A 17035-nucleotide genomic window follows, 5' to 3' on the forward strand; every position below is an offset into this window, starting at 1 on the left:
TCAGGACGCCGGCTGGATCGCCAGTACTACACCGTTGGTGATCTGCACCAGCACGTAGTGCTCGCCCATGCGTACCCAATGGCTTTCTTTCTCGGGGGCGGGCAGGCCTTTGGCTTTCCAGTCCTTGATGGCCTGCTCGTCACGTTTGTACTGGTCCGGTGCCTTGTCGCCCACTTCAAGCGTGCGGTTGTGGGTTTCCGGGGCGGTGATGCTTTCTTCGCTGGAGGGCGCGGCGCTGACGGCCAGGGGCAGGCAGGGCAGGGCGGCAAGTAGCAGATAGTGAAGCTTCATGTGGTGCTCCTTATGGCGGCGTACCTTATCTGCGACAGCGGCATGTGCGTGACAATTCACTCGCAATGCCCGCGAGTGCTAGAGTCGCATCTTTTTCGATACCCTGAGGATGGAACATGCGTGCGATTTTGCCGATGGCCGCGGCGCTGATGCTGGTCGGTTGTGCTTCTGCGACCATGGAGACGGCCCGCGGCGGCAAGCCGACTGCGCAGCTCGATTCAAGCAAGGCGCCGGAGCTGGTGGCGCAGTGTATCCAGTTCAGCTGGCAGGAAGAGAAGGTGTTCGGCGATGATGCCAGTGGCTACCTGCAACCGCGCAAGCAGGGCGGGTTCACCGTGTATACCCGTGAGGCAGAGGCGTTTGTGGATGTCTATCCACAGGCAGGCGGGGCTCGGGTGGATTACTACGCACAGAAAAACGACGGCGTGGCGCTGCAGCGCCGGGCAGCGGCGGCGACCTGTTTGTAAAGGCCGCAGCCTGTATTGGCTTCATCGCCGGCCTGTAGGGGCGGCCAGTGCAGTCCAGTTATTGCTCAGTGGGTGCTTTGCGGGCTTTACAATTTTTAGCAAGGCAGTGGTGTCTTAGAGGGGCAGGTGGCGGCTAGCATGAACCGTTACCACTCAAGGAAGGCACCATGGACCGTTCACTGCAACTCAACCGCAGCAGTTGGGACGAACGCGCCCCGCTGCACGCTGCCTCGAAGGACTACGAAGTCGAGACTCTCGTCCAGCGCCCTGGGCACCTGTCCGAAACCGTGCGCTTCGATTTGCCTTTGCTCGGCGACATCAATGGGCTGAGGACCGTCCACCTGCAGTGCCACATTGGCACCGACACCCTATCGCTGGCGCGCCTTGGCGCCAAGGTCTGCGGCCTGGACTATTCCGCGGCTTCGCTGGCCGAGGCACGGGTACTGGCCGAGCGTTGTGCGGTGGCCATCGAGTATGTCGAGTCTGACGTCTATGCCGCCGACACGGTACTGCCGGCAGGCACGTTCGACCTGGTCTACACCGGTATCGGCGCGCTGTGCTGGTTAGCCCGCATCGAGCCGTGGGCGCGTGCGGTCGCGGCGCTGCTGAAACCGGGCGGGCGGTTATTCCTGCGCGATGGGCACCCGATGCTGATGGCCGTCAATGAAGACCACCAGGACCGCCTGCAGCTCGAATACCCGTACTTCGAGCACGAAGCCCCGACGGTGTGGCACAACGACCAGACCTATGTCGAGACTGAAGAGCGCCTTGCCCACACTGAAACCCACGAATGGAACCACGGCTTGGGTGAAGTGGTTACTGCCTTGCTGGCGCATGGGCTGCAACTGACGGTGCTGGTCGAGCACCAGAGCATCCCTTGGGAGGCCCTACCGGGGCAGATGGTCAAGGGCAGCGATGGCGAGTATCGCTTGCGCGAGCAGCCTGCACGCCTGCCCCTGAGCTACAGCTTGGTGGCGGTCAAGGCCTGATCAGGAAAGGAACCCGCCGTCGACGTTGAGTGCCGTGCCAGTGGTGTAGCTGGACGCATCGCTGGCCAGGTACAACACCGCGCCGGCCATTTCCTTGGGGTCGGCTACGCGCTTGAGTGGGATCTGCTGCAGTGCGGCGTTCAGGATGGCATCGTTTTTCACCAGTGCAGAGGCAAACTTGGTGTCGGTCAGGCCCGGCAGCAGGGCGTTGCAGCGAATGCCGAACTGGGCGCACTCCTTGGCGAAGACCTTGGTCATGTTGATGACTGCCGCCTTGGTCACCGAATAGATGCCCTGGAAGTGGCCGGGGGACACACCGTTGATGGATGCCACGTTGATGATGCTGCCACCGCCATGCTCGCGCATCAGCTTGCCGGCTTCTACCGACATGAAGAAGTAACCGCGGATGTTCACGTCCACGGTCTTCTGGAAGGCATGCGGATCGGTGTCCAGCACGTTGCAGAACTGCGGGTTGGTGGCGGCGTTGTTGACCAGGATGTCCAGGCGCCCGAATTGTTCGCGGATGCCGGCGAACACCTGCTGGATCTGTTCCAGCTCTCCAATGTGGCAGGCCACCGCCGTCGCCTTGCCACCCGCCGCGATGATCGCCTCGGCCACCTGCTGGCAACCGTCGAGCTTGCGGCTGGAAACGATCACATGTGCACCTTGCTGGGCCAACAGGTGGGCGATGGCTTCGCCAATGCCGCGGCTGGCGCCGGAAACGAAGGCAATCTTGCCGTCGAGGTCGAACAGGTGGGTCTTGGACATGCTGTTTTCCTTGTTATCCGTCGTCGTGGGCGTTGCTCAGAGGCTGGACCTGGCAATGACCTGCAAGGTCATCTGCTCGAGCAAGCGGTTCATGTGGATGAACTGGGCGAAACGCTTGTCCTGGGTCTGGCCGTGGTAGTAGCGGTAGTAGATCTGCTGGACGATGCCGGCCAGGCGGAACAGGCCATAGCAATAGTAGTAATCGAAGTTGTCCAGCGTGATGCCTGCGCGTGCTGCGTAGTAATCCACGAACTGGCGGCGGGTGAGCATGCCCGGCGCGTTGCTCGGCTGGCGGCGCATCAGTTGCACCGGCGCCGGGTCGTCGGCTTCGATCCAGTAGGCCAGGCTGTTGCCCAGGTCCATCAGCGGGTCGCCCAGGGTGGCCATTTCCCAGTCCAGCACACCGATGATGCGCATAGGGTTGTCGGCGTCGAGGATGACGTTGTCGAAGCGGTAATCGTTGTGCACGATGGCGGGCTTCGGGTGGTCGGCAGGCATTTTTTCGTGCAACCAGGTGGTCACCTTTTCCCAGCGCGGGGCATCCGGGGTCAGGGCTTTTTGGTAGCGGCTGGTCCAGCCCTCGATCTGGCGCTGTACATAGCCTTCCGGCTTGCCCAGGTCGGCCAGGCCACAGGCGTTGTAGTCCACCTGGTGCAACTCGACCAGGCGGTCGATAAAGCTTTTGCACAGGGCCTCGGTGCGGCTGGCGTCAAGGTTCAGCCCGGCAGGGATGTCCGAGCGCAGGATGATGCCCTTGACCCGTTCCATGACGTAGAACTCACCGCCAATCAGGCTGCTGTCGGTGCAGTGCACATACGCCTTGGGGCAGAAGGGGAAGCCGCTGTTCAACTGGTTGAGTATGCGGAACTCGCGGCCCATGTCGTGGGCCGACTTGGCCTTTTGCCCGAATGGCGGGCGGCGCAGCACAAAGTCCCGGCCCGGGTAGCTGACCAGGTAGGTGAGGTTGGAGGCCCCTCCTGGAAACTGGCTGATGCGCGGCAGGCCGTCCAGGTCGGGGATGTTGGCCTTGAGGTAAGGGTCGATGACGGCCGCGTCGAGTTCTTCGCCGGGGCGTACCTGGGTGGACTGGTCGGTGAGCGTCATGCGTTTTCCTTATTTTCGATCCCAAGGACTATTGGCTAATCTAATGGCGTGCCGGCGCTGGAACAAGCGTGCCAGGTGCCATATAGGTGAGGGTGTTGCTGGTTGATCAACTGCCCTTATGTCAACGACCAACGTGCCAGCGCAGGCTTTGGGGCAGGCAAAAAAAAACCGAAGCCGCCAAGGCTTCGGTCTTCCGATCATCCGGTGTACCCAGCCCTCAGGACGGGAACAGCTCGCTGAGCTTCATCGACAGCATCATGTCGCCTTCAACGCGCAGCTTGCCGCCCATGAAGGCCTGCATGCCATCGGTTTCACCGCTGACGATGCCCTTCAGGGTTTCGCTGTCCATCACCAGGGTGCAGTTGGCGTCCGGGTTTTCGCCTTCCTGCAGGTCGCAGGTGCCGTCTTTGACGATCAGCGCGTATTGCTTGCCTTCGTCGGTGATGTTGAAGCCGAACACCAGGTCCAGGCCGGCGGCAGCGGATGGGTTGAACTTCTCTTGCATCTTTTTGACGGCATCAGCTACGGAGGTCATGGCGCATTCCTTATAGAGTTATTTACACGTCCCCGCAGGGACACAACAAGCCGGGCTCATCGATAGGTGACAAGCTCCGGTACCTTCAACAGCTGCACATGGGCCTGGCTGTTGAAGGAGGCCAGTGCCACGTCGCGGCCGCGGAACTTCAGCTGGCTGAGCGACGTGTTGATGATTTGCCAGTTCAGCGCGAACGCCTGGCTGGGGGTAATACGGGTAACCAGGTGCAGCAGGGCAGCAATGGTGCCGCCCGAAGTGAAGATGGCGACATTGTCACCGCTGCCGGCGGTATCGAGCACGCGCTCCAGGCCACCTTGTACACGACGAGTGAAAGCCTGCCAGCTTTCCAGGCCATCGTCCGCCTGTTCGCCCGCGTGCCAGCGCTGCACCATCAATGCGAACAGGCGCTGGAATTCGCTGCGATGCTGCGCAGCATTGCGCAGTATATGCAGGGCATCGGGCTCTTCTGGCAGCAGCCCAGGCAACAGGGCGCGGATGACGCCATCGGCATCGAACTCATTGAACGCCGCGTCGGTCTCAACAGCCGGCACCGGGCAGCCGCTGGCATGCAAGGCCTGCAGGGCCAGGCGCGCGGTATCCTGCTGGCGGCGCAGGTCGCCTGCCACGCAACGGTCCAGCCGTACACCCAACTGGGCCAGGTGCTCACCCAGCGCGTGGCTCTGGCGCACGCCCACGGGCGAGAGGACGTCGTAGTCATCAGCACCGAAAGAGGCTTGGCCATGTCGGATCAGGTAGAGGTTGCCCACGAAAGGTTCCGGCCTGTTTGGAGGTTGCTGCGAGGTTAGGATGCAGCACACGGGCTGTCAACGAAAAAACATACAAGCGTTTGAAAAGGTTGTTTGAAAGGTGTTGCCAGCGTTTACACCGGCTGGCAGCACCTTTGGCGCAGCGGTATGCTTGCAACAGTTAACGCGCCGCCTTGGCGCAGGTATTTAAGGAGTCAACGTGGAGTTTCTTGCCAACTGTCCTTGATCTCGGGTAAAGCCAAGCAGCACGGGGCTTCCACCCAAAATGTCCATCCTTACCGCTGAATCCAGTGTCACAAATCGTCCCAACGTGTCACAAATCGCAGTGCCCTACGTCTACCGTAGAGCCTCTGGGCGCTATCACCTTCGAGTTCGCCTCAAGGGCTGCCACACCTCCTGCACGATCTCGCTCAAGACCACCAATCGACCTGCTGCCATGACAACTGCCAAGCACCTGCTTCAGACCCTCAAAGCGTTCCACCTCGACAACCCAGAGGCATCTTGGGGGGAACTACGGGATAACCTTCGGGACATCGCTGAGGAAGCCTTGGGCAACCCACAAGGCGAAGCCTATGGGCTGGTCCTGTCTGAGGTCTCCGAGAACCTCGCTCAGATAGCCGAGACGATGCCCATGAGGTTAGCCCAAGCGCAGGCCGTTCTGATGGCTCAGAGGGTTCTGGAGGCTGCTCAAGGGCGGCACAGCGGAGACCTGAGAGAGCTGGTCGAGCTGCTCAATGGGGACCTGAAGGGACCTATAGGCAGTGTTAATCAAGTAGGAGATGTCGATAGTCGTGAGCCTGTGCCTGTCCCTGTCCCTATCTGTAAGTCGCTCTCCACGGACAGCTCTACGACCACATTCCAGTCCCTCTACGAAGCCTTCAAGGCTGAGCGTGGCGGGGACAAGTCGGCCAATACCTTGAAGAACTGGAAGAGCAGCACCAGCACCATCGTTGCGCACCTCAGGGACACCGATATGTCCAAGCACACAAGGGCAACCTTTGTGGGCCTTCGTGATGCTCTCTTGGCTGATGGTCGTAAGCCATCCTCTGTTAACAAGGTCATGACCCATGCCTCCACTGTCATTGGCTGGGCTGTGGCTACGGGTCTCATTGAGCGTGACTACTCCAAGAAGCTGACTATCACCAAAGGGGCGGATAGCGACCGCACAGCCTTCACTGGGGACCACCTAAAGGCTCTCCATGACTGGGCAATGGGCAACCTTGGGAACGACTGGAAAGCATCTGTCATTGCCCTTGGGGTTGCCACCGGGGCACGCATTGGAGAGATTCACCAGCTCACCGGCAGTGACATCTATGAGGATGGCGGTCACTGGGTCATGGACATCAACGACAAGGACGGGAAGACCCTCAAGAACTCATTCAGTCGTCGCACAGTGCCACTGCTGGGAATCCCAGAGGACCACCTTGAGAAACTCTCGCAGACCCAAGGGCGGTTGTTCACTCAGTCCAAGAGTGGCTTCGATCAACTCACCAATCAGATGATCCGAGACCTGCTGGGCACTAAGACCGGGGGAGGGCTGTCGTTCCACTCGTTGAGGCACTCTATGGCGTCCGATCTGAAGGCCGCTGGCGTGTCTGTGGGGATCGTCCAGGCCATCTTGGGGCACAGCTCTGGGTCACTTGCATTCGATGTCTACGGGGGCAATGCGGCTGCTTCGAGGGGCCTTATGGTCGAGGCGCTGGGGATGATTCGATAACGGGGCGCGTCTCAGGGAGCACCACAAAGACCTAAATGCCGGATTACAGAGGGCTCCTAAGCGGCTCTCCTTGAAGTGCTTGTGGAGGCGTTCCGTTTAGATATCCGTTAAAATCAAATTGCCATCAAGCCAGACTAATAGGTAAGCTGCTTGTACAGGGAAGTGAAAGCGCCTCAAAAGGTTTTTCTTAAGATGCTTCGCGCCCATGTTGAAAGAAAACTTAAGAATTGTAGGTCGATCAATGAATGCAAGGGAAATAGTTTGTGCGGCAATCCTGGTGCTCCCTGTGGTGGCGTTGGGGGGGCAGGTTGAAGATGAGTTGTATGGGCTAACTAAAAAGACAAGCTCTAACTTCTGCTTTATCACTATACAGAACGACTCTGCGAAAAGTGATGCATTAAATCATTTGAGGATTAGCCCGTCTTCAGTATGTGAGTGCACGTCAATTGAAACAGCTAACGCGATGCAAGCTAATCCGCATTATCATGCCTACCTCAGGAATCTAATTAGAAACGCCAACATTCAGCAAGGTCAGCCACCATCGTTTGAGTACAGTCCAGATCAAGATGTTGCAGTGGCGGAGTATACCAAGGTGTTTAATAATTCTTGGGTTAATTGTGTGACTCGCTTAAAAAAGAGCTGAAGCGCAAGGCTTGAGCTTAAAGCTGTTTCGTAAGTAGGTGTCGTAAAAACCCTCACTATGGCTGCACGTTCGCAGCGGCCATATGAGGACCACTATCATGACCCTGCTCACCCAACCCGGACCATTACACCGCCACGTCGATCACGAAACCGGCACCATCCTTCACATTGACCCAATCACTGGCGAGGTCATCCGCCGCAAGGACATGGTACGACCCGCAAACCTCGAAGCCCAGTATCAGGCATGGGCCGCTGAGCGTCGTGCCGATGAGTCCCTCTCTGAGGACCAACAGAAAGCCGCCAAGGGCCTGACCAACGGCACCCAAGGGCAACCCCAAGAGACCCCAAGCGATGAACCCAAGCGAGGCCGTGGACGCCCAAAGGCCACCTTCGCTAACCCTGTCGCAGCCTACATGCACCTCCTTGCGATTCCCGATCCGCTGCCATGGGTAGACGACATCATTACCGGGTCAATCATCACCAGTGCCGGAGTCACCAACGGAAAGATCAACGTCAAGGCACGAGCGGTCATCGGTGCGTTGTTCCTTTCGGAGATCACAGCGGACGCCTGTAAGACCAATGAGTATTCCTTGAGGACCGCCCAGCGAATCGCCAAGGCTGCTCGACACGCTGCCCATGGGATCGCTTCGTATGTCGAGAGACACCCAGACATCAAGGCTGAGATTGTGGCTGAGGTAGGCGCAGAGGCTCTATTCCGGGGCTTAGCGACTTAACGCCGGATAATATAAAGAAAATCTCAACGACCATCTTCAGGTCAAAGCATCGACCAGACCCAGAGGGAGAGGGGTTGTTAATTACAACTCCCCTCATCTCAAAGGGCATCTTTAAGAACACCTCAAAGGAGACCTTCCAACATGACCAGCATTGTCTGCCCAGCTAACTCACGCCTCACCGAACAAGATATGTCAGTCTTGTCTACTGTATTCCCTCGACCAGCTCGAACCCAGCTCATCGAGTTGCGTCGTGCCCTTAGTGACCATCGCTCCAACTTCAGGACCTACAAGGCTGGACAGGTCACCTTCGATATGGACGGTGTGGCCCAACGGGTCCTCGCTAAGTGCCCCCAAAAGACTCTCGACCGTTTGAATCAACTACTTGAACAAGGGTTGTGTCTTCAAGCCATCGCCTCGACTCACTTGAGGATTCCATTGAGTGGCTCTGAGGGAATCTCACTCACAACTTAAAGATGTCCGTCAAGACTGTCGTTAAAAACCCTCACTATGGGTAAGACAGGAAGACCAACAACAAAATAATTTCTCTCTGCCATTGCTGCACAGCCGTTGCCACGGTTGAACCCTTCGCAATACCGATGCCCTTCAGGCCCGCCATGTCCTGATCCGTCATCAACACCACTCAAATCAAGAACTCATTCGTCAGCCTTGGAAGGTGCCCACGCGGCTCACTCCTTGCCGTCTTGTCGTGCGCGTCTATGGCACCAAGGCTGAGCGAATGGGTCACCTCACAGGAGAACCCAAACCATGAAAATCACTATCACGAAAGTCCTGAAGAACGAAGTCACCGTGTCGGGCCAGACCCTGAACCGTGAGTACGTCGAGAACATCATGCTGCCCATGCTGGTCGCCCAATGCGGGACCGTTAAGGGCCAGCAATTCGAGATCGTTAAGGCGTTCGATGAGGCCGGTCTGTCGCTCCAAGCGATTCCTGTAGTTGCCCGAGAGTACCGCCAGCATCAGTACGAGGACGCCCAAGAGAAGGCCCGTAAACAGGCTGAGGCCAATGCCCATGCTGAGCGGTGCCGTGAGCATACGCCCCGAGAGATCGCCCAAGCGAAGGCTGATCGGGAAGCCCGAAACGCTGCCATTCGTGAGCATGGTCAGAAAATTCTGGCTGCTCGTCGTAGCAATAGCGGTGGCTGGTAACAGCACTTCCCTCGACACACAACCACTTCATTCATCTATTCAGGAGACAACAACCATGACTAAGCCATTCCAGTACACCAAACCCTCGACCTACTCCACTGCCATTGTCGATGAGCACACAGGGTCGATTCGATTCAACACTGCCGATGTCCGTCCAGAGACCCAAGCGGCCACCGATGTGTCCGTCTATGTGGAAGCCCTTGTGGAAGCCGCTGAGGACTATTTGAACGGCGATGAGTGGCGAGAGGCTGCCATGGAGGCAACCCCTTGCGAGTTCCGTCCGGCTGGCTCTGAGGCCACTGGGCAACAAATCATCACCATGGCCGACCGCTCTGTCACCTTCGACCCTCGTAAGAACTGGGATAACCAGACCGTCGAGAAGGGCGAGGTCCTGGCCGGTTCTGTGATCTTCACCGAGGCGACCGACAAGGCATTGGTCATCAGCCACCGAGCTACGATCTTTGACCACAACCTGATGGCAGGCTTCACCGTCCAGTCTATGGAGCAAACCGCTGACAAGATGCTTCGTGACATTGAGCACAGCGCAGCCGGTAAGGTCGCTGCCATCTTGGCGACTGCCCCAAGCACTGAGAGCGTCTCTGAGGCCAAACCAACGGGTAAGCCTGCTGAGATCGCTGAGGACCTCATCGACATCCTCACGACCCACGTTAACCAGACTGTAGGGACCTCGCTGAGCGACTTCGTGATCCTGCTGCCCGTGTCACTGGTGGCTGTTCTTGAGCGTGCTGCTCAACGTGCTGGTCAGGACTCTATCGAGGACCTCATTGGCGCAGGCGTACAGCCGTATACAGGCACTGACCACGGCGTCTTCATGTTGCCCAAGCTTTTCACCTCGCTGAGCTACCGTGAGCGCCAAGACGGTAGCATCTGGAAGATTGAAGCGACTCGCAACCCAAACGCCCAAGGCTGGGACCTTGAGATCGTGGCTGTGGTGGACATCATCGCCAATGGCATGGTCAAGGTAGCTCTGACCGAGGATCGTCTTCAGACCGTTCAAGTGCCGTTCCCGCTGGTCACTCGCATTGCCCTGAGCTGATCTAAGGGAAACCCTGAGCTGATCTAAGGGAAACCCTGATAGCCCCGTAAGGCCGGACCTAAAGAGGGACCGGCAGGGGCACAGCTTCACCTATCCGCATCATCGCCCGTCGCTGGGCATCTATCTAACCGAAAGTCTTTCTGTTTGTTCCTTCATGCCACCGGCAGAAACCTTGGTCAGGTCTTTCGGCTGCCGGTGGGAGCGAACTTGAGGGAGCAAACAAGAGGAAAACAGACTATGACCATGACCACCAATACAGCGACCATCTTCGAGAACATCTCCAAGGCCGGAGCGGTATCCTCAACGACTCTCAACGGCTTACCCGGTATGTCGTCCTTGGAGATCGCTGAGATCACCGGTAAGCGCCATGACCATGTACTCAGAGACATCCGAAAGATGCTCAACGAGCTGGAAAGGGAGACCCCAAATCTGGGGGCACCTCAATGGGTCGAGGCCAGCTACCAGTCCAGTCAAAGCAAGTTATTACCGCTGACCGTTCTCGACAAAGAGCTGACCTTTACGCTGCTCTCCCGGTATTCCTTCAAGCTGTCCAACATGATCGTCAAGCGCTGGCTTGAACTGGAAGGCTCAGGGTTTGAACGTGTGTCGATACAGGCTGCTGTGGTTCACCTGCTCGAACGAGAGAAGGACAACTATCGAATCGCAATGAGGGACATCAAGGCCGCTGCAAGGCGTCTCAAGGCCCGCTGAGGTCGTTGATTGATACTTCCTCAAACGAAGCGTGACGGGCTATGCTCAATAGCTAAGTTGCCCACAAAAAGGTCCCGCGATGAGTGTCACACTGTGCTACACCTACAAGGGCAAACGGGTAGTCACTAAGGTGCCTGTCGAGTCTCTGACACCACATGCGGCGCTATGCTATGCCTTGCTTCAATCAGGCGCTTCTAATGACCAATCTCAAGGGAGGTGGCCGCATACCTATGAGCGCCTCCTTGAGGTAGCCCTGCAACACGAACTCACAGACGTTCGCTTTCACAAGTCACTCTAACCCTTCAAGGAGAACCCCATGGACCACCTACAGGCCCTCTACTGGGTCTGTCTGGCCGTTCAACTGGGGTTCTGGTTGTGGTCGCATAGGCCCCCTTGAGAATCCGACAGAAAAATCTGAAAGGTCACCTATTCAATCATTCCCGCGCAGGTTCCCCCGTAGGCCCTCGCATGGGTGCCCGTAGGCGCGATAGGGACCCCTCACGGGCAGGTGATAAGGACCCAGAAGAAAGCCCGAAAGGTGCGCCGCTGAGCCTGCCTCAAGTGCTTCGGAATGTCACAAGACCGTACCAAAGTGTCACAAGCCATGGTAGCGTAGCCCTTTAATTCCGGGCATTGAGGACTACTGTGGAGTTTCTTGCCGAATACGCAAGCTTTCTCGCCAAAACCGCCACCCTGGTCATCGCCATCCTCGTGGTGCTGTCGGCTATCGCCGGGTTGCGCAGCAAGGGGCGGCGCAAACCGGGTGGGCAACTGCAGGTCACCCGCCTGAACGAATTCTACAAGGACCTGCGCGAGCGCCTGGAGTCCGGCCTGCTCGACAAGGCTCAGCTCAAGGCTTTGCGCAAGCAGCAGGCCAAGGCGGAAAAACAGCAGAAGAAAGGCAAGGCCGAGGAAAAGGGCCGGGTTTTCGTGCTGGACTTCGATGGCGATATCAAAGCCTCTGCCACCGAAAGCCTGCGCAACGAAATCACCGCGCTGCTAACCCTCGCCACCCCGCGTGACGAAGTGGTGCTACGCCTGGAAAGCGGTGGTGGCCTGGTACACAGCTACGGCTTGGCGGCGTCGCAACTGGCGCGCATTCGTCAAGCGGGCATACCGCTGACCGTATGCATCGACAAAGTGGCCGCCAGCGGTGGTTACATGATGGCCTGTATCGGGGAGAAAATCATCAGTGCGCCATTTGCCGTACTGGGTTCGATCGGGGTGGTGGCGCAGCTGCCCAACGTCAACCGCCTGCTGAAAAAACACGATATCGACTTCGAAGTGCTGACCGCCGGCGAGTACAAGCGCACCCTGACCGTGTTTGGCGAGAACACTGACAAGGGCCGGGAGAAGTTCCAGGAAGACCTGGACGTTACCCACCAGTTGTTCAAGGACTTTGTTGCCCGCTATCGCCCGCAACTGCACATTGACGAAGTGGCCACAGGCGAAGTCTGGCTCGGCGTGGCAGCACTCAACCGCCAGCTGGTGGACGAACTGCAGACCAGCGACGAGTACCTTAGCGCCCGCGCGCGCAACGCCAACCTGTTCCACCTGCACTATGCCGAACGCAAGAGCCTGCAAGAGCGAATCGGCATGGCGGCGAGTGGTGCGGTGGAGAACACAGTGGTGGGCTTGTGGAGTAAACTCGGCCGCCTGCGCTAACACCTTGAACCCGTTGAAATTTTTTTTCGTTCAGGGGGTTGCAAGGTTAAAAGAATGAAGACATAATGGCGCCCATCGAAACGCAGCAAACTTTGAAAAAGGTTCAGCGTTTCAAGGAGATAGCAAAGCGCAAGCAGCTAGATCCGACCTTTGAGGCCGAGTAGCAAAGTGGTTATGCTCCGGATTGCAAATCCGTCTACGCCGGTTCGATTCCGACCTCGGCCTCCACCATTCGAAAGCCCCGCAGATTAACGTCTGCGGGGTTTTTATTTGCGCCTAAAAAAGCCGCACCGTTTCCGGATCCTGTGCCCGCTGCGCTGCGCGGTGATTGATCCGGGACTGCCCCCCCCCGCTGAACATCTCCATCAATCCCGCGAGCGCGTCGAAAGGCTCGACCTCTGAGATCCGCGCGACCTTGGCGCTGTTCATCCAGTGGCCGCGCTTAATCCAGATGCCGCAGTTCTGGATTGTCCCGTAGCGTCGTCGATGACTTGGCCAGCCCCAGTGATCGCCTTATAAATCTGTAAACACGCCTGCGGCATCCGCAACCGGAACCCTGGCAATATCGATTTCAGATCGCGTTGGCATGAAATCCTGAACCATTAGAGCGGTGCTGCTGCTGGTGGGGGCAGCGGAAAAAAATGAGCTTTTGTTCGCGGTCGGTGGTCAAGCTAGTTGGATAGGCCTAATTACAAATGAAGGGGTCTGCCAGTCCTGGTTACATCAACCACCCACCGGCGATGATGGAGAGCTATATGCGAATGAGGGGCCACGTGTACTGGGCTTGGGCTGACCCGGCGTTGCACCACCAAAGTCATGAAGAAACACTGAGTGACGGCACTCGCATTGACGTTCAGGTGAGGCGTTGCCGACCTGGCGGGACGCAGATTTTCTTGGGGGTTTATGCTTGGTCAGGGATGGCGTTGTACGAAGAGGCATTCAACTCTCGGCCTGGCGAGTCGATGACCAGGGCGCTGGCATGGGGCGTGGGCCTGGCTCGCCGCGTGGCGATTGAAGGGGTGGCAATGGGCGCCATCACCGGTTCAACCGAAAAGCAGTTGTAAAAAAATGTAACGCAGAGCTTCTGCAGTGGATTCGGTGGAACAGCTGTGTATGCTGTCCCACCAGTCAAGAATTTGAGCTCAAGGTCCTTTCCATGCGCAATCGCGGCAAAGTCTACTGGGAGTGGGCCAATCCTGAGATGTATTTTCGGAACTACGATGAGCGCCTGGCCTGCGGCACTTTAATCAACATCCAGGCGCGGCTCTCGCCTGAAAACGCTACTCAACTTTTCTTGGGTATCTATGGAGAAAAAGGCGTGCTCTTGCTTGAAGAGTTTCACCCAGACTGCTGTGGCCAAAAACCGTCTGTAGCGATTGCTTGGGCGATCGAGCGTGCTCACGGCTGGGTCGCACAGGCGTTTCCAGCGCCAAAAGCACCAGGGCCTGAACCCCTTCCCCGCAGAGGTTCGCGTCTTCACAGATAACGATGCCGGGAAAACGGAACGCTCCTCAGATCGCATCAGTCGTATCTCTATCAGACGCGCATCAAGGCGCCCAGTTGGAGAAAGTGATGAGCCTTCAGTCCACCAGTCATGACCTTTACGTGCATTCCTATCTCGGTTACCAGGCATCGATTTACGTGCTGTGGGAGTCGAGCGTTGAATTTCCAACCGGGATGTTGGTTGAAGTAGGGAAGCCAGGTGCAACGGCGCGAACCCTGCGTGTGAGCCGCCCATTCTCCTCTTCGACAGAAGCCATTCTCGAAGGGAAGGTTATGGCGGAACAGTACGTGGAAAGTCAGAAAAGTTGAGTTTGGCCTGGCAGGCGCGTTCGCCGAGGTCGGTGATCGGGTGGCGCAGCGCGGTACATGCTGCACAACCCGCCTGTACCCCAGCTAGCCGCGCCTGCGTCGCGCAGGCCCTGAGCGATTACAGCCCCGAGATCACTATCAGTTCGACGGCCCAGGCTGATCCGATGGCTGACTCATCTGTGGGCTGAAGCTTGGTATCACCATATTGCCGAGCTTGTATTGCTGATAGCTGGTGTAGGGCAGAACCAGCGTATCAGCCACGCCCGACGCAGCCATATCTACCAGAATTTGATAGGGGTCTGAATGTACTCCCGTTCTTTCAGGTCCAGTCAAGTTGCAAAACTGGTAGGCGACCCCGCTATACATCCGGGGGATAGCGGGGCAATAAGAATTCCATTCAGCCAGGTCGCCCATGGCCTTTGATTCACTGGAAACGGTGCGTACCGTCCCACAACCGCCAAGCATCATGAGCAGCGCCAATCCCGTCCACAGCTGTTTCATCAGACCATCTCCTTGGTGATGGCCGGATAATAGCGCATTAATGAATGCCCCCGCGTCGTGCGGGTTTGGCCAAGACTCGCGGTAGCGATTGCCCCCTGCTTCACCGAATCGCACAGCTCACTCTGCAGGGGGCACAGGCTTGCGCCAGACAACCTTGGTGACGCCTAGAGCTTGTATTGAATGGTGTAGGACGCATCGGTTCTGGGCTCTATCAGAATAGGTATGCCGAAGAGCTTCCCTTGGCAATCACTGACAATACCGCGATACACCGCCCCCTGCCGGAGCTGGGCCCACAAGCCTTCGTCATGTATCGCGATACGCAATACATGATTGTTCGGGTCTTCTCTAACCTGAGCAACATGGTAATCCAGGTCGCATCCGAACTCAGCACTGGTAAATTCTGGATCGTAGCCGATCAGCACTCCGTGCCTTTTCAGATCGTCACGGATACGCTCAATCACGTCGTCTGCTTCTTGTTTTAGCATGATCGTTCTCTCGCGGTGTTTCACCTTGTCAAAACTCTAGCTGACCCTGATGGTTTTCGCCGTCTATTGCCGCAATCAACGATTCCCCCTCATTCCTGACATTGCCCACCGCCTTGCCTACCGGATACCAACGAAAATCCTCAGCCGGCCTGCAACCCGCTGTAACAATCGCTGCCGCGCGCGCCGGAGATGTTGCCGGGTCCAGCCATTCTTTGGCGGTCTCCGGTTTGAGTACCAAAGGCTTTCTGTCATGTATGTCGATGAGCCCCTGGTCCGCCGCTGCGGTTATGATGACAAAGCCATCGCTCTCATTGGGCTCCATGCCCTGGTGCACTTCAGCGAGCGCTGCGAAGTAGAGCGGCCCTCCATCAGCGCTTGTGATGTAGTAAGGCTGCTTGCGCTTCGGGTCCGCGGGGTCGGCTACCCACTCGAACCATCCGTTTGCCGGCGCCAGCGCTCTGCCACCTGGCCACAGGCCTTTGAAAAATTTCCCCGTTACCACCGTTTCCGCCCGAGCATTGATCGGGTCGGGCCTTTTTCCCTTTGCCCAGAATGGCGACCATCCCCACTTGACCCGATCCACGCTGAGCGCGCCTTCTATCTGACGTATCACCTCCACCCGGGTCGACGGCGCCACGTTGTAGCGACTGATGGACGCGTGGTCGTAGCCATTGATTACCACCAGATCCAGCGATAGCTGGCGCAGGTAGTGGTCCATCGACTCGTACATCGAATACCGTCCGCACATTTTCCACCTCTCGCCCGTCAGAAATTTCGCTGGCCAGGATTGACCATGCACCTGATGCCAGATTTACTGTATATACATACAGTCTGTACTGGGCCTTTCATCATGACCATCACGTTATTGGGTGCGCCAGCTGGCGGCACCGAACCACTACCGCTCTATTCATTCCACGTTCCGGCCGGCTTCCCGTCGCCTGCTGCAGACCATCTGGAAGGCCATATTTCCCTCGATGAGTTATTCGACCTCCGTGCACCCCATGTGTATCTGGTGAAAGTGGAGGGGGACAGCATGCAAGGGGCGGGGATCTATTCAGGTGACATCGTCATCGTAGACCGCGGCCGTGAAGCCGGGCACGGCGATGTGGTGATTGCCGCCGTCAATAGTGAACCGGTCTGCAAGCGCCTTTACCGTCGCGACGGCGTGGTGATCCTGAAGTCAGAAAACCCCGCCTATCCGCCACGCTATGTCATGGAAGGCGACGAGCTCGTCATCTGGGGCGTGGTTCGATACAGCGTTCGCGATCATGCGCAGTGACCCGGTATTTGCACTGATCGATTGCAACTCGTTTTACGCGAGCTGCGAGCGGGTATTTCGGCCGGATCTGACCAAGACCCCTATCGTGGTGCTGAGCAACAACGATGGCTGCGTGATCGCCAGGTCATACGACGCCAAGCCATACGTGAAGATGGGTGAACCGTACTTCCAGGCGAGGGACAAGCTGCGTCGGCACGGCATCATGGCCTTCAGCAGTAATTACGCGCTGTACGGCGACATGAGCGAGCGTGTCATGTCCCTGATCGAATCGATGGTGCCTGACACTGAGGTCTACAGCATCGATAAGAGTAAGTTGTATAGTGCGGACGCCTAAGCTATTGAGT

General features: G+C 57.6%; 22 protein-coding genes, 1 tRNA gene and 1 pseudogene. 15 read left to right on the forward strand and 9 right to left on the reverse strand.

The genetic code is table 11. The annotated features are described in order from the left end of the window. Entirely contained in the window at positions 1 to 291 is a 291-nt protein-coding gene (locus LU684_RS16170) for an RcnB family protein (protein WP_016487964.1), read from the reverse strand. A gap of 116 nt (positions 292 to 407) precedes the next feature. On the opposite strand from LU684_RS16170, the gene LU684_RS16175 reads away from it, so the two are divergent. Continuing rightward, on the forward strand, positions 408 to 758 hold the full coding sequence (locus LU684_RS16175) for a hypothetical protein (RefSeq protein ID WP_016487963.1): 351 nt from the start codon (positions 408 to 410) through the stop codon (positions 756 to 758). A 167-nt stretch (positions 759 to 925) separates the two neighbouring features. Then, positions 926 to 1747 carry a class I SAM-dependent methyltransferase gene (locus LU684_RS16180; RefSeq protein ID WP_232894821.1) on the forward strand — a complete coding sequence of 274 codons (822 nt, stop codon included), beginning with the start codon at positions 926 to 928 and terminating at the stop codon, positions 1745 to 1747. Here the strand turns inward: LU684_RS16180 and LU684_RS16185 are convergent, their stop codons facing one another. The 4 genes from LU684_RS16185 to LU684_RS16200 form a co-directional block, all read right to left on the reverse strand. Continuing rightward, positions 1748 to 2515, reverse strand: coding sequence for an SDR family oxidoreductase (locus tag LU684_RS16185; protein ID WP_016487961.1), 768 nt, complete (start codon positions 2513 to 2515; stop codon positions 1748 to 1750). Between the two features lie 36 nt (positions 2516 to 2551). Beyond that, positions 2552 to 3619, reverse strand: a complete 1068-nt coding sequence (locus LU684_RS16190) for a phosphotransferase family protein (protein WP_016487960.1) — start codon at positions 3617 to 3619, stop codon at positions 2552 to 2554. A 217-nt stretch (positions 3620 to 3836) separates the two neighbouring features. Continuing rightward, on the reverse strand, positions 3837 to 4154 hold the full coding sequence (locus LU684_RS16195; protein ID WP_016487959.1) for an SCP2 sterol-binding domain-containing protein: 318 nt from the start codon (positions 4152 to 4154) through the stop codon (positions 3837 to 3839). Positions 4155 to 4210: 56 nt separating this feature from the next. Beyond that, positions 4211 to 4921, reverse strand: a complete 711-nt coding sequence (locus LU684_RS16200; protein WP_232894822.1) for a histidine phosphatase family protein — start codon at positions 4919 to 4921, stop codon at positions 4211 to 4213. 436 nt (positions 4922 to 5357) lie between these two features. Between LU684_RS16200 and LU684_RS16205 the strand changes: the two genes are divergently transcribed. From LU684_RS16205 to LU684_RS16240, 8 genes are all read left to right on the forward strand, one after another. After that, the gene (locus LU684_RS16205) at positions 5358 to 6638 is read left to right on the forward strand and encodes a tyrosine-type recombinase/integrase (protein ID WP_054903458.1); all 1281 of its coding nucleotides are present in this window, start codon (positions 5358 to 5360) and stop codon (positions 6636 to 6638) included. Between the two features lie 205 nt (positions 6639 to 6843). Next, a complete protein-coding gene (locus LU684_RS16210; protein WP_135192339.1) occupies positions 6844 to 7281 on the forward strand; it encodes a hypothetical protein in 438 nt (145 codons plus the stop codon). Between the two features lie 97 nt (positions 7282 to 7378). Next, on the forward strand, positions 7379 to 8014 hold the full coding sequence (locus tag LU684_RS16215; protein ID WP_054903457.1) for a hypothetical protein: 636 nt from the start codon (positions 7379 to 7381) through the stop codon (positions 8012 to 8014). A gap of 765 nt (positions 8015 to 8779) precedes the next feature. Continuing rightward, a complete protein-coding gene (locus LU684_RS16220; protein ID WP_054903696.1) occupies positions 8780 to 9181 on the forward strand; it encodes a DUF6971 family protein in 402 nt (133 codons plus the stop codon). Positions 9182 to 9236: 55 nt separating this feature from the next. Further along, complete coding sequence (locus LU684_RS16225; RefSeq protein WP_060482673.1) at positions 9237 to 10238, forward strand: hypothetical protein; 1002 nt, start codon at positions 9237 to 9239, stop codon at positions 10236 to 10238. A gap of 237 nt (positions 10239 to 10475) precedes the next feature. After that, positions 10476 to 10949, forward strand: a complete 474-nt coding sequence (locus LU684_RS16230; protein WP_232894823.1) for a Rha family transcriptional regulator — start codon at positions 10476 to 10478, stop codon at positions 10947 to 10949. A 645-nt stretch (positions 10950 to 11594) separates the two neighbouring features. Next, positions 11595 to 12614, forward strand: a complete 1020-nt coding sequence (gene sohB / locus LU684_RS16235; RefSeq protein ID WP_016487957.1) for a protease SohB — start codon at positions 11595 to 11597, stop codon at positions 12612 to 12614. 154 nt (positions 12615 to 12768) lie between these two features. Then, positions 12769 to 12842, forward strand: a tRNA-Cys gene (locus LU684_RS16240). A gap of 48 nt (positions 12843 to 12890) precedes the next feature. Here LU684_RS16240 and LU684_RS16245 read toward each other — a convergent pair. Beyond that, positions 12891 to 13043: a hypothetical protein gene (locus LU684_RS16245; RefSeq protein WP_232894824.1), complete on the reverse strand. Its 153-nt coding sequence runs from the start codon at positions 13041 to 13043 to the stop codon at positions 12891 to 12893. 326 nt (positions 13044 to 13369) lie between these two features. On the opposite strand from LU684_RS16245, the gene LU684_RS16250 reads away from it, so the two are divergent. The 3 genes from LU684_RS16250 to LU684_RS16260 all read left to right on the forward strand — a co-directional run bounded on the left by LU684_RS16250 (position 13370) and on the right by LU684_RS16260 (position 14426). Next, entirely contained in the window at positions 13370 to 13678 is a 309-nt protein-coding gene (locus LU684_RS16250) for a hypothetical protein (protein WP_016487955.1), read from the forward strand. 92 nt (positions 13679 to 13770) lie between these two features. After that, positions 13771 to 14100: a hypothetical protein gene (locus tag LU684_RS16255; RefSeq protein WP_232894825.1), complete on the forward strand. Its 330-nt coding sequence runs from the start codon at positions 13771 to 13773 to the stop codon at positions 14098 to 14100. An 86-nt stretch (positions 14101 to 14186) separates the two neighbouring features. Beyond that, positions 14187 to 14426 (forward strand): hypothetical protein, encoded by a 240-nt coding sequence (locus tag LU684_RS16260; protein WP_016487953.1) that lies wholly within the window; start codon positions 14187 to 14189, stop codon positions 14424 to 14426. Between the two features lie 138 nt (positions 14427 to 14564). On the opposite strand, the gene LU684_RS16265 is transcribed toward LU684_RS16260, so the two are convergent. The 3 genes from LU684_RS16265 to LU684_RS16275 form a co-directional block, all read right to left on the reverse strand. Continuing rightward, the gene (locus LU684_RS16265; RefSeq protein WP_016487952.1) at positions 14565 to 14927 is read right to left on the reverse strand and encodes a YceK/YidQ family lipoprotein; all 363 of its coding nucleotides are present in this window, start codon (positions 14925 to 14927) and stop codon (positions 14565 to 14567) included. A gap of 164 nt (positions 14928 to 15091) precedes the next feature. Further along, on the reverse strand, positions 15092 to 15412 hold the full coding sequence (locus tag LU684_RS16270; RefSeq protein ID WP_016487951.1) for a hypothetical protein: 321 nt from the start codon (positions 15410 to 15412) through the stop codon (positions 15092 to 15094). Positions 15413 to 15440: 28 nt separating this feature from the next. Continuing rightward, on the reverse strand, positions 15441 to 16160 hold the full coding sequence (locus LU684_RS16275; RefSeq protein WP_191086757.1) for an SOS response-associated peptidase: 720 nt from the start codon (positions 16158 to 16160) through the stop codon (positions 15441 to 15443). A gap of 102 nt (positions 16161 to 16262) precedes the next feature. Between LU684_RS16275 and LU684_RS16280 the strand changes: the two genes are divergently transcribed. Together LU684_RS16280 and LU684_RS16285 are read left to right on the forward strand one after the other, a co-directional pair. Further along, entirely contained in the window at positions 16263 to 16691 is a 429-nt protein-coding gene (locus tag LU684_RS16280) for a LexA family protein (protein WP_016487949.1), read from the forward strand. Next, positions 16681 to 16998: pseudogene (locus LU684_RS16285) on the forward strand (Y-family DNA polymerase); the annotation flags it as partial. The gene LU684_RS16280 and the pseudogene LU684_RS16285, both read left to right, overlap by 11 nt. Between the last annotated feature and the right edge of the window lie 37 nt (positions 16999 to 17035).

Source organism: Pseudomonas sp. NMI542_15, assembly GCF_021283425.1.
GTDB lineage: Bacteria > Pseudomonadota > Gammaproteobacteria > Pseudomonadales > Pseudomonadaceae > Aquipseudomonas > Aquipseudomonas fortuita.

Bases quoted from the DNA above. Each gene is read 5' to 3' on its own strand.
- LU684_RS16230 (WP_232894823.1), top strand. From the start codon at position 10,476: ATGACCATGACCACCAATACAGCGACCATCTTCGAGAACATCTCCAAG.
- LU684_RS16175 (WP_016487963.1), top strand. From the start codon at position 408: ATGCGTGCGATTTTGCCGATGGCCGCGGCGCTGATGCTGGTCGGTTGT.
- LU684_RS16195 (WP_016487959.1), bottom strand. From the start codon at position 4,154: ATGACCTCCGTAGCTGATGCCGTCAAAAAGATGCAAGAGAAGTTCAAC.
- LU684_RS16275 (WP_191086757.1), bottom strand. From the start codon at position 16,160: ATGTGCGGACGGTATTCGATGTACGAGTCGATGGACCACTACCTGCGC.
- LU684_RS16260 (WP_016487953.1), top strand. From the start codon at position 14,187: ATGAGCCTTCAGTCCACCAGTCATGACCTTTACGTGCATTCCTATCTC.
- LU684_RS16245 (WP_232894824.1), bottom strand. From the start codon at position 13,043: ATGAACAGCGCCAAGGTCGCGCGGATCTCAGAGGTCGAGCCTTTCGAC.
- LU684_RS16250 (WP_016487955.1), top strand. From the start codon at position 13,370: ATGCGAATGAGGGGCCACGTGTACTGGGCTTGGGCTGACCCGGCGTTG.
- LU684_RS16225 (WP_060482673.1), top strand. From the start codon at position 9,237: ATGACTAAGCCATTCCAGTACACCAAACCCTCGACCTACTCCACTGCC.
- LU684_RS16255 (WP_232894825.1), top strand. From the start codon at position 13,771: ATGCGCAATCGCGGCAAAGTCTACTGGGAGTGGGCCAATCCTGAGATG.
- LU684_RS16205 (WP_054903458.1), top strand. From the start codon at position 5,358: ATGACAACTGCCAAGCACCTGCTTCAGACCCTCAAAGCGTTCCACCTC.
- LU684_RS16220 (WP_054903696.1), top strand. From the start codon at position 8,780: ATGAAAATCACTATCACGAAAGTCCTGAAGAACGAAGTCACCGTGTCG.
- LU684_RS16280 (WP_016487949.1), top strand. From the start codon at position 16,263: ATGACCATCACGTTATTGGGTGCGCCAGCTGGCGGCACCGAACCACTA.
- LU684_RS16215 (WP_054903457.1), top strand. From the start codon at position 7,379: ATGACCCTGCTCACCCAACCCGGACCATTACACCGCCACGTCGATCAC.
- LU684_RS16265 (WP_016487952.1), bottom strand. From the start codon at position 14,927: ATGAAACAGCTGTGGACGGGATTGGCGCTGCTCATGATGCTTGGCGGT.
- LU684_RS16185 (WP_016487961.1), bottom strand. From the start codon at position 2,515: ATGTCCAAGACCCACCTGTTCGACCTCGACGGCAAGATTGCCTTCGTT.
- LU684_RS16190 (WP_016487960.1), bottom strand. From the start codon at position 3,619: ATGACGCTCACCGACCAGTCCACCCAGGTACGCCCCGGCGAAGAACTC.
- LU684_RS16170 (WP_016487964.1), bottom strand. From the start codon at position 291: ATGAAGCTTCACTATCTGCTACTTGCCGCCCTGCCCTGCCTGCCCCTG.
- LU684_RS16180 (WP_232894821.1), top strand. From the start codon at position 926: ATGGACCGTTCACTGCAACTCAACCGCAGCAGTTGGGACGAACGCGCC.
- LU684_RS16270 (WP_016487951.1), bottom strand. From the start codon at position 15,412: ATGCTAAAACAAGAAGCAGACGACGTGATTGAGCGTATCCGTGACGAT.
- LU684_RS16210 (WP_135192339.1), top strand. From the start codon at position 6,844: ATGTTGAAAGAAAACTTAAGAATTGTAGGTCGATCAATGAATGCAAGG.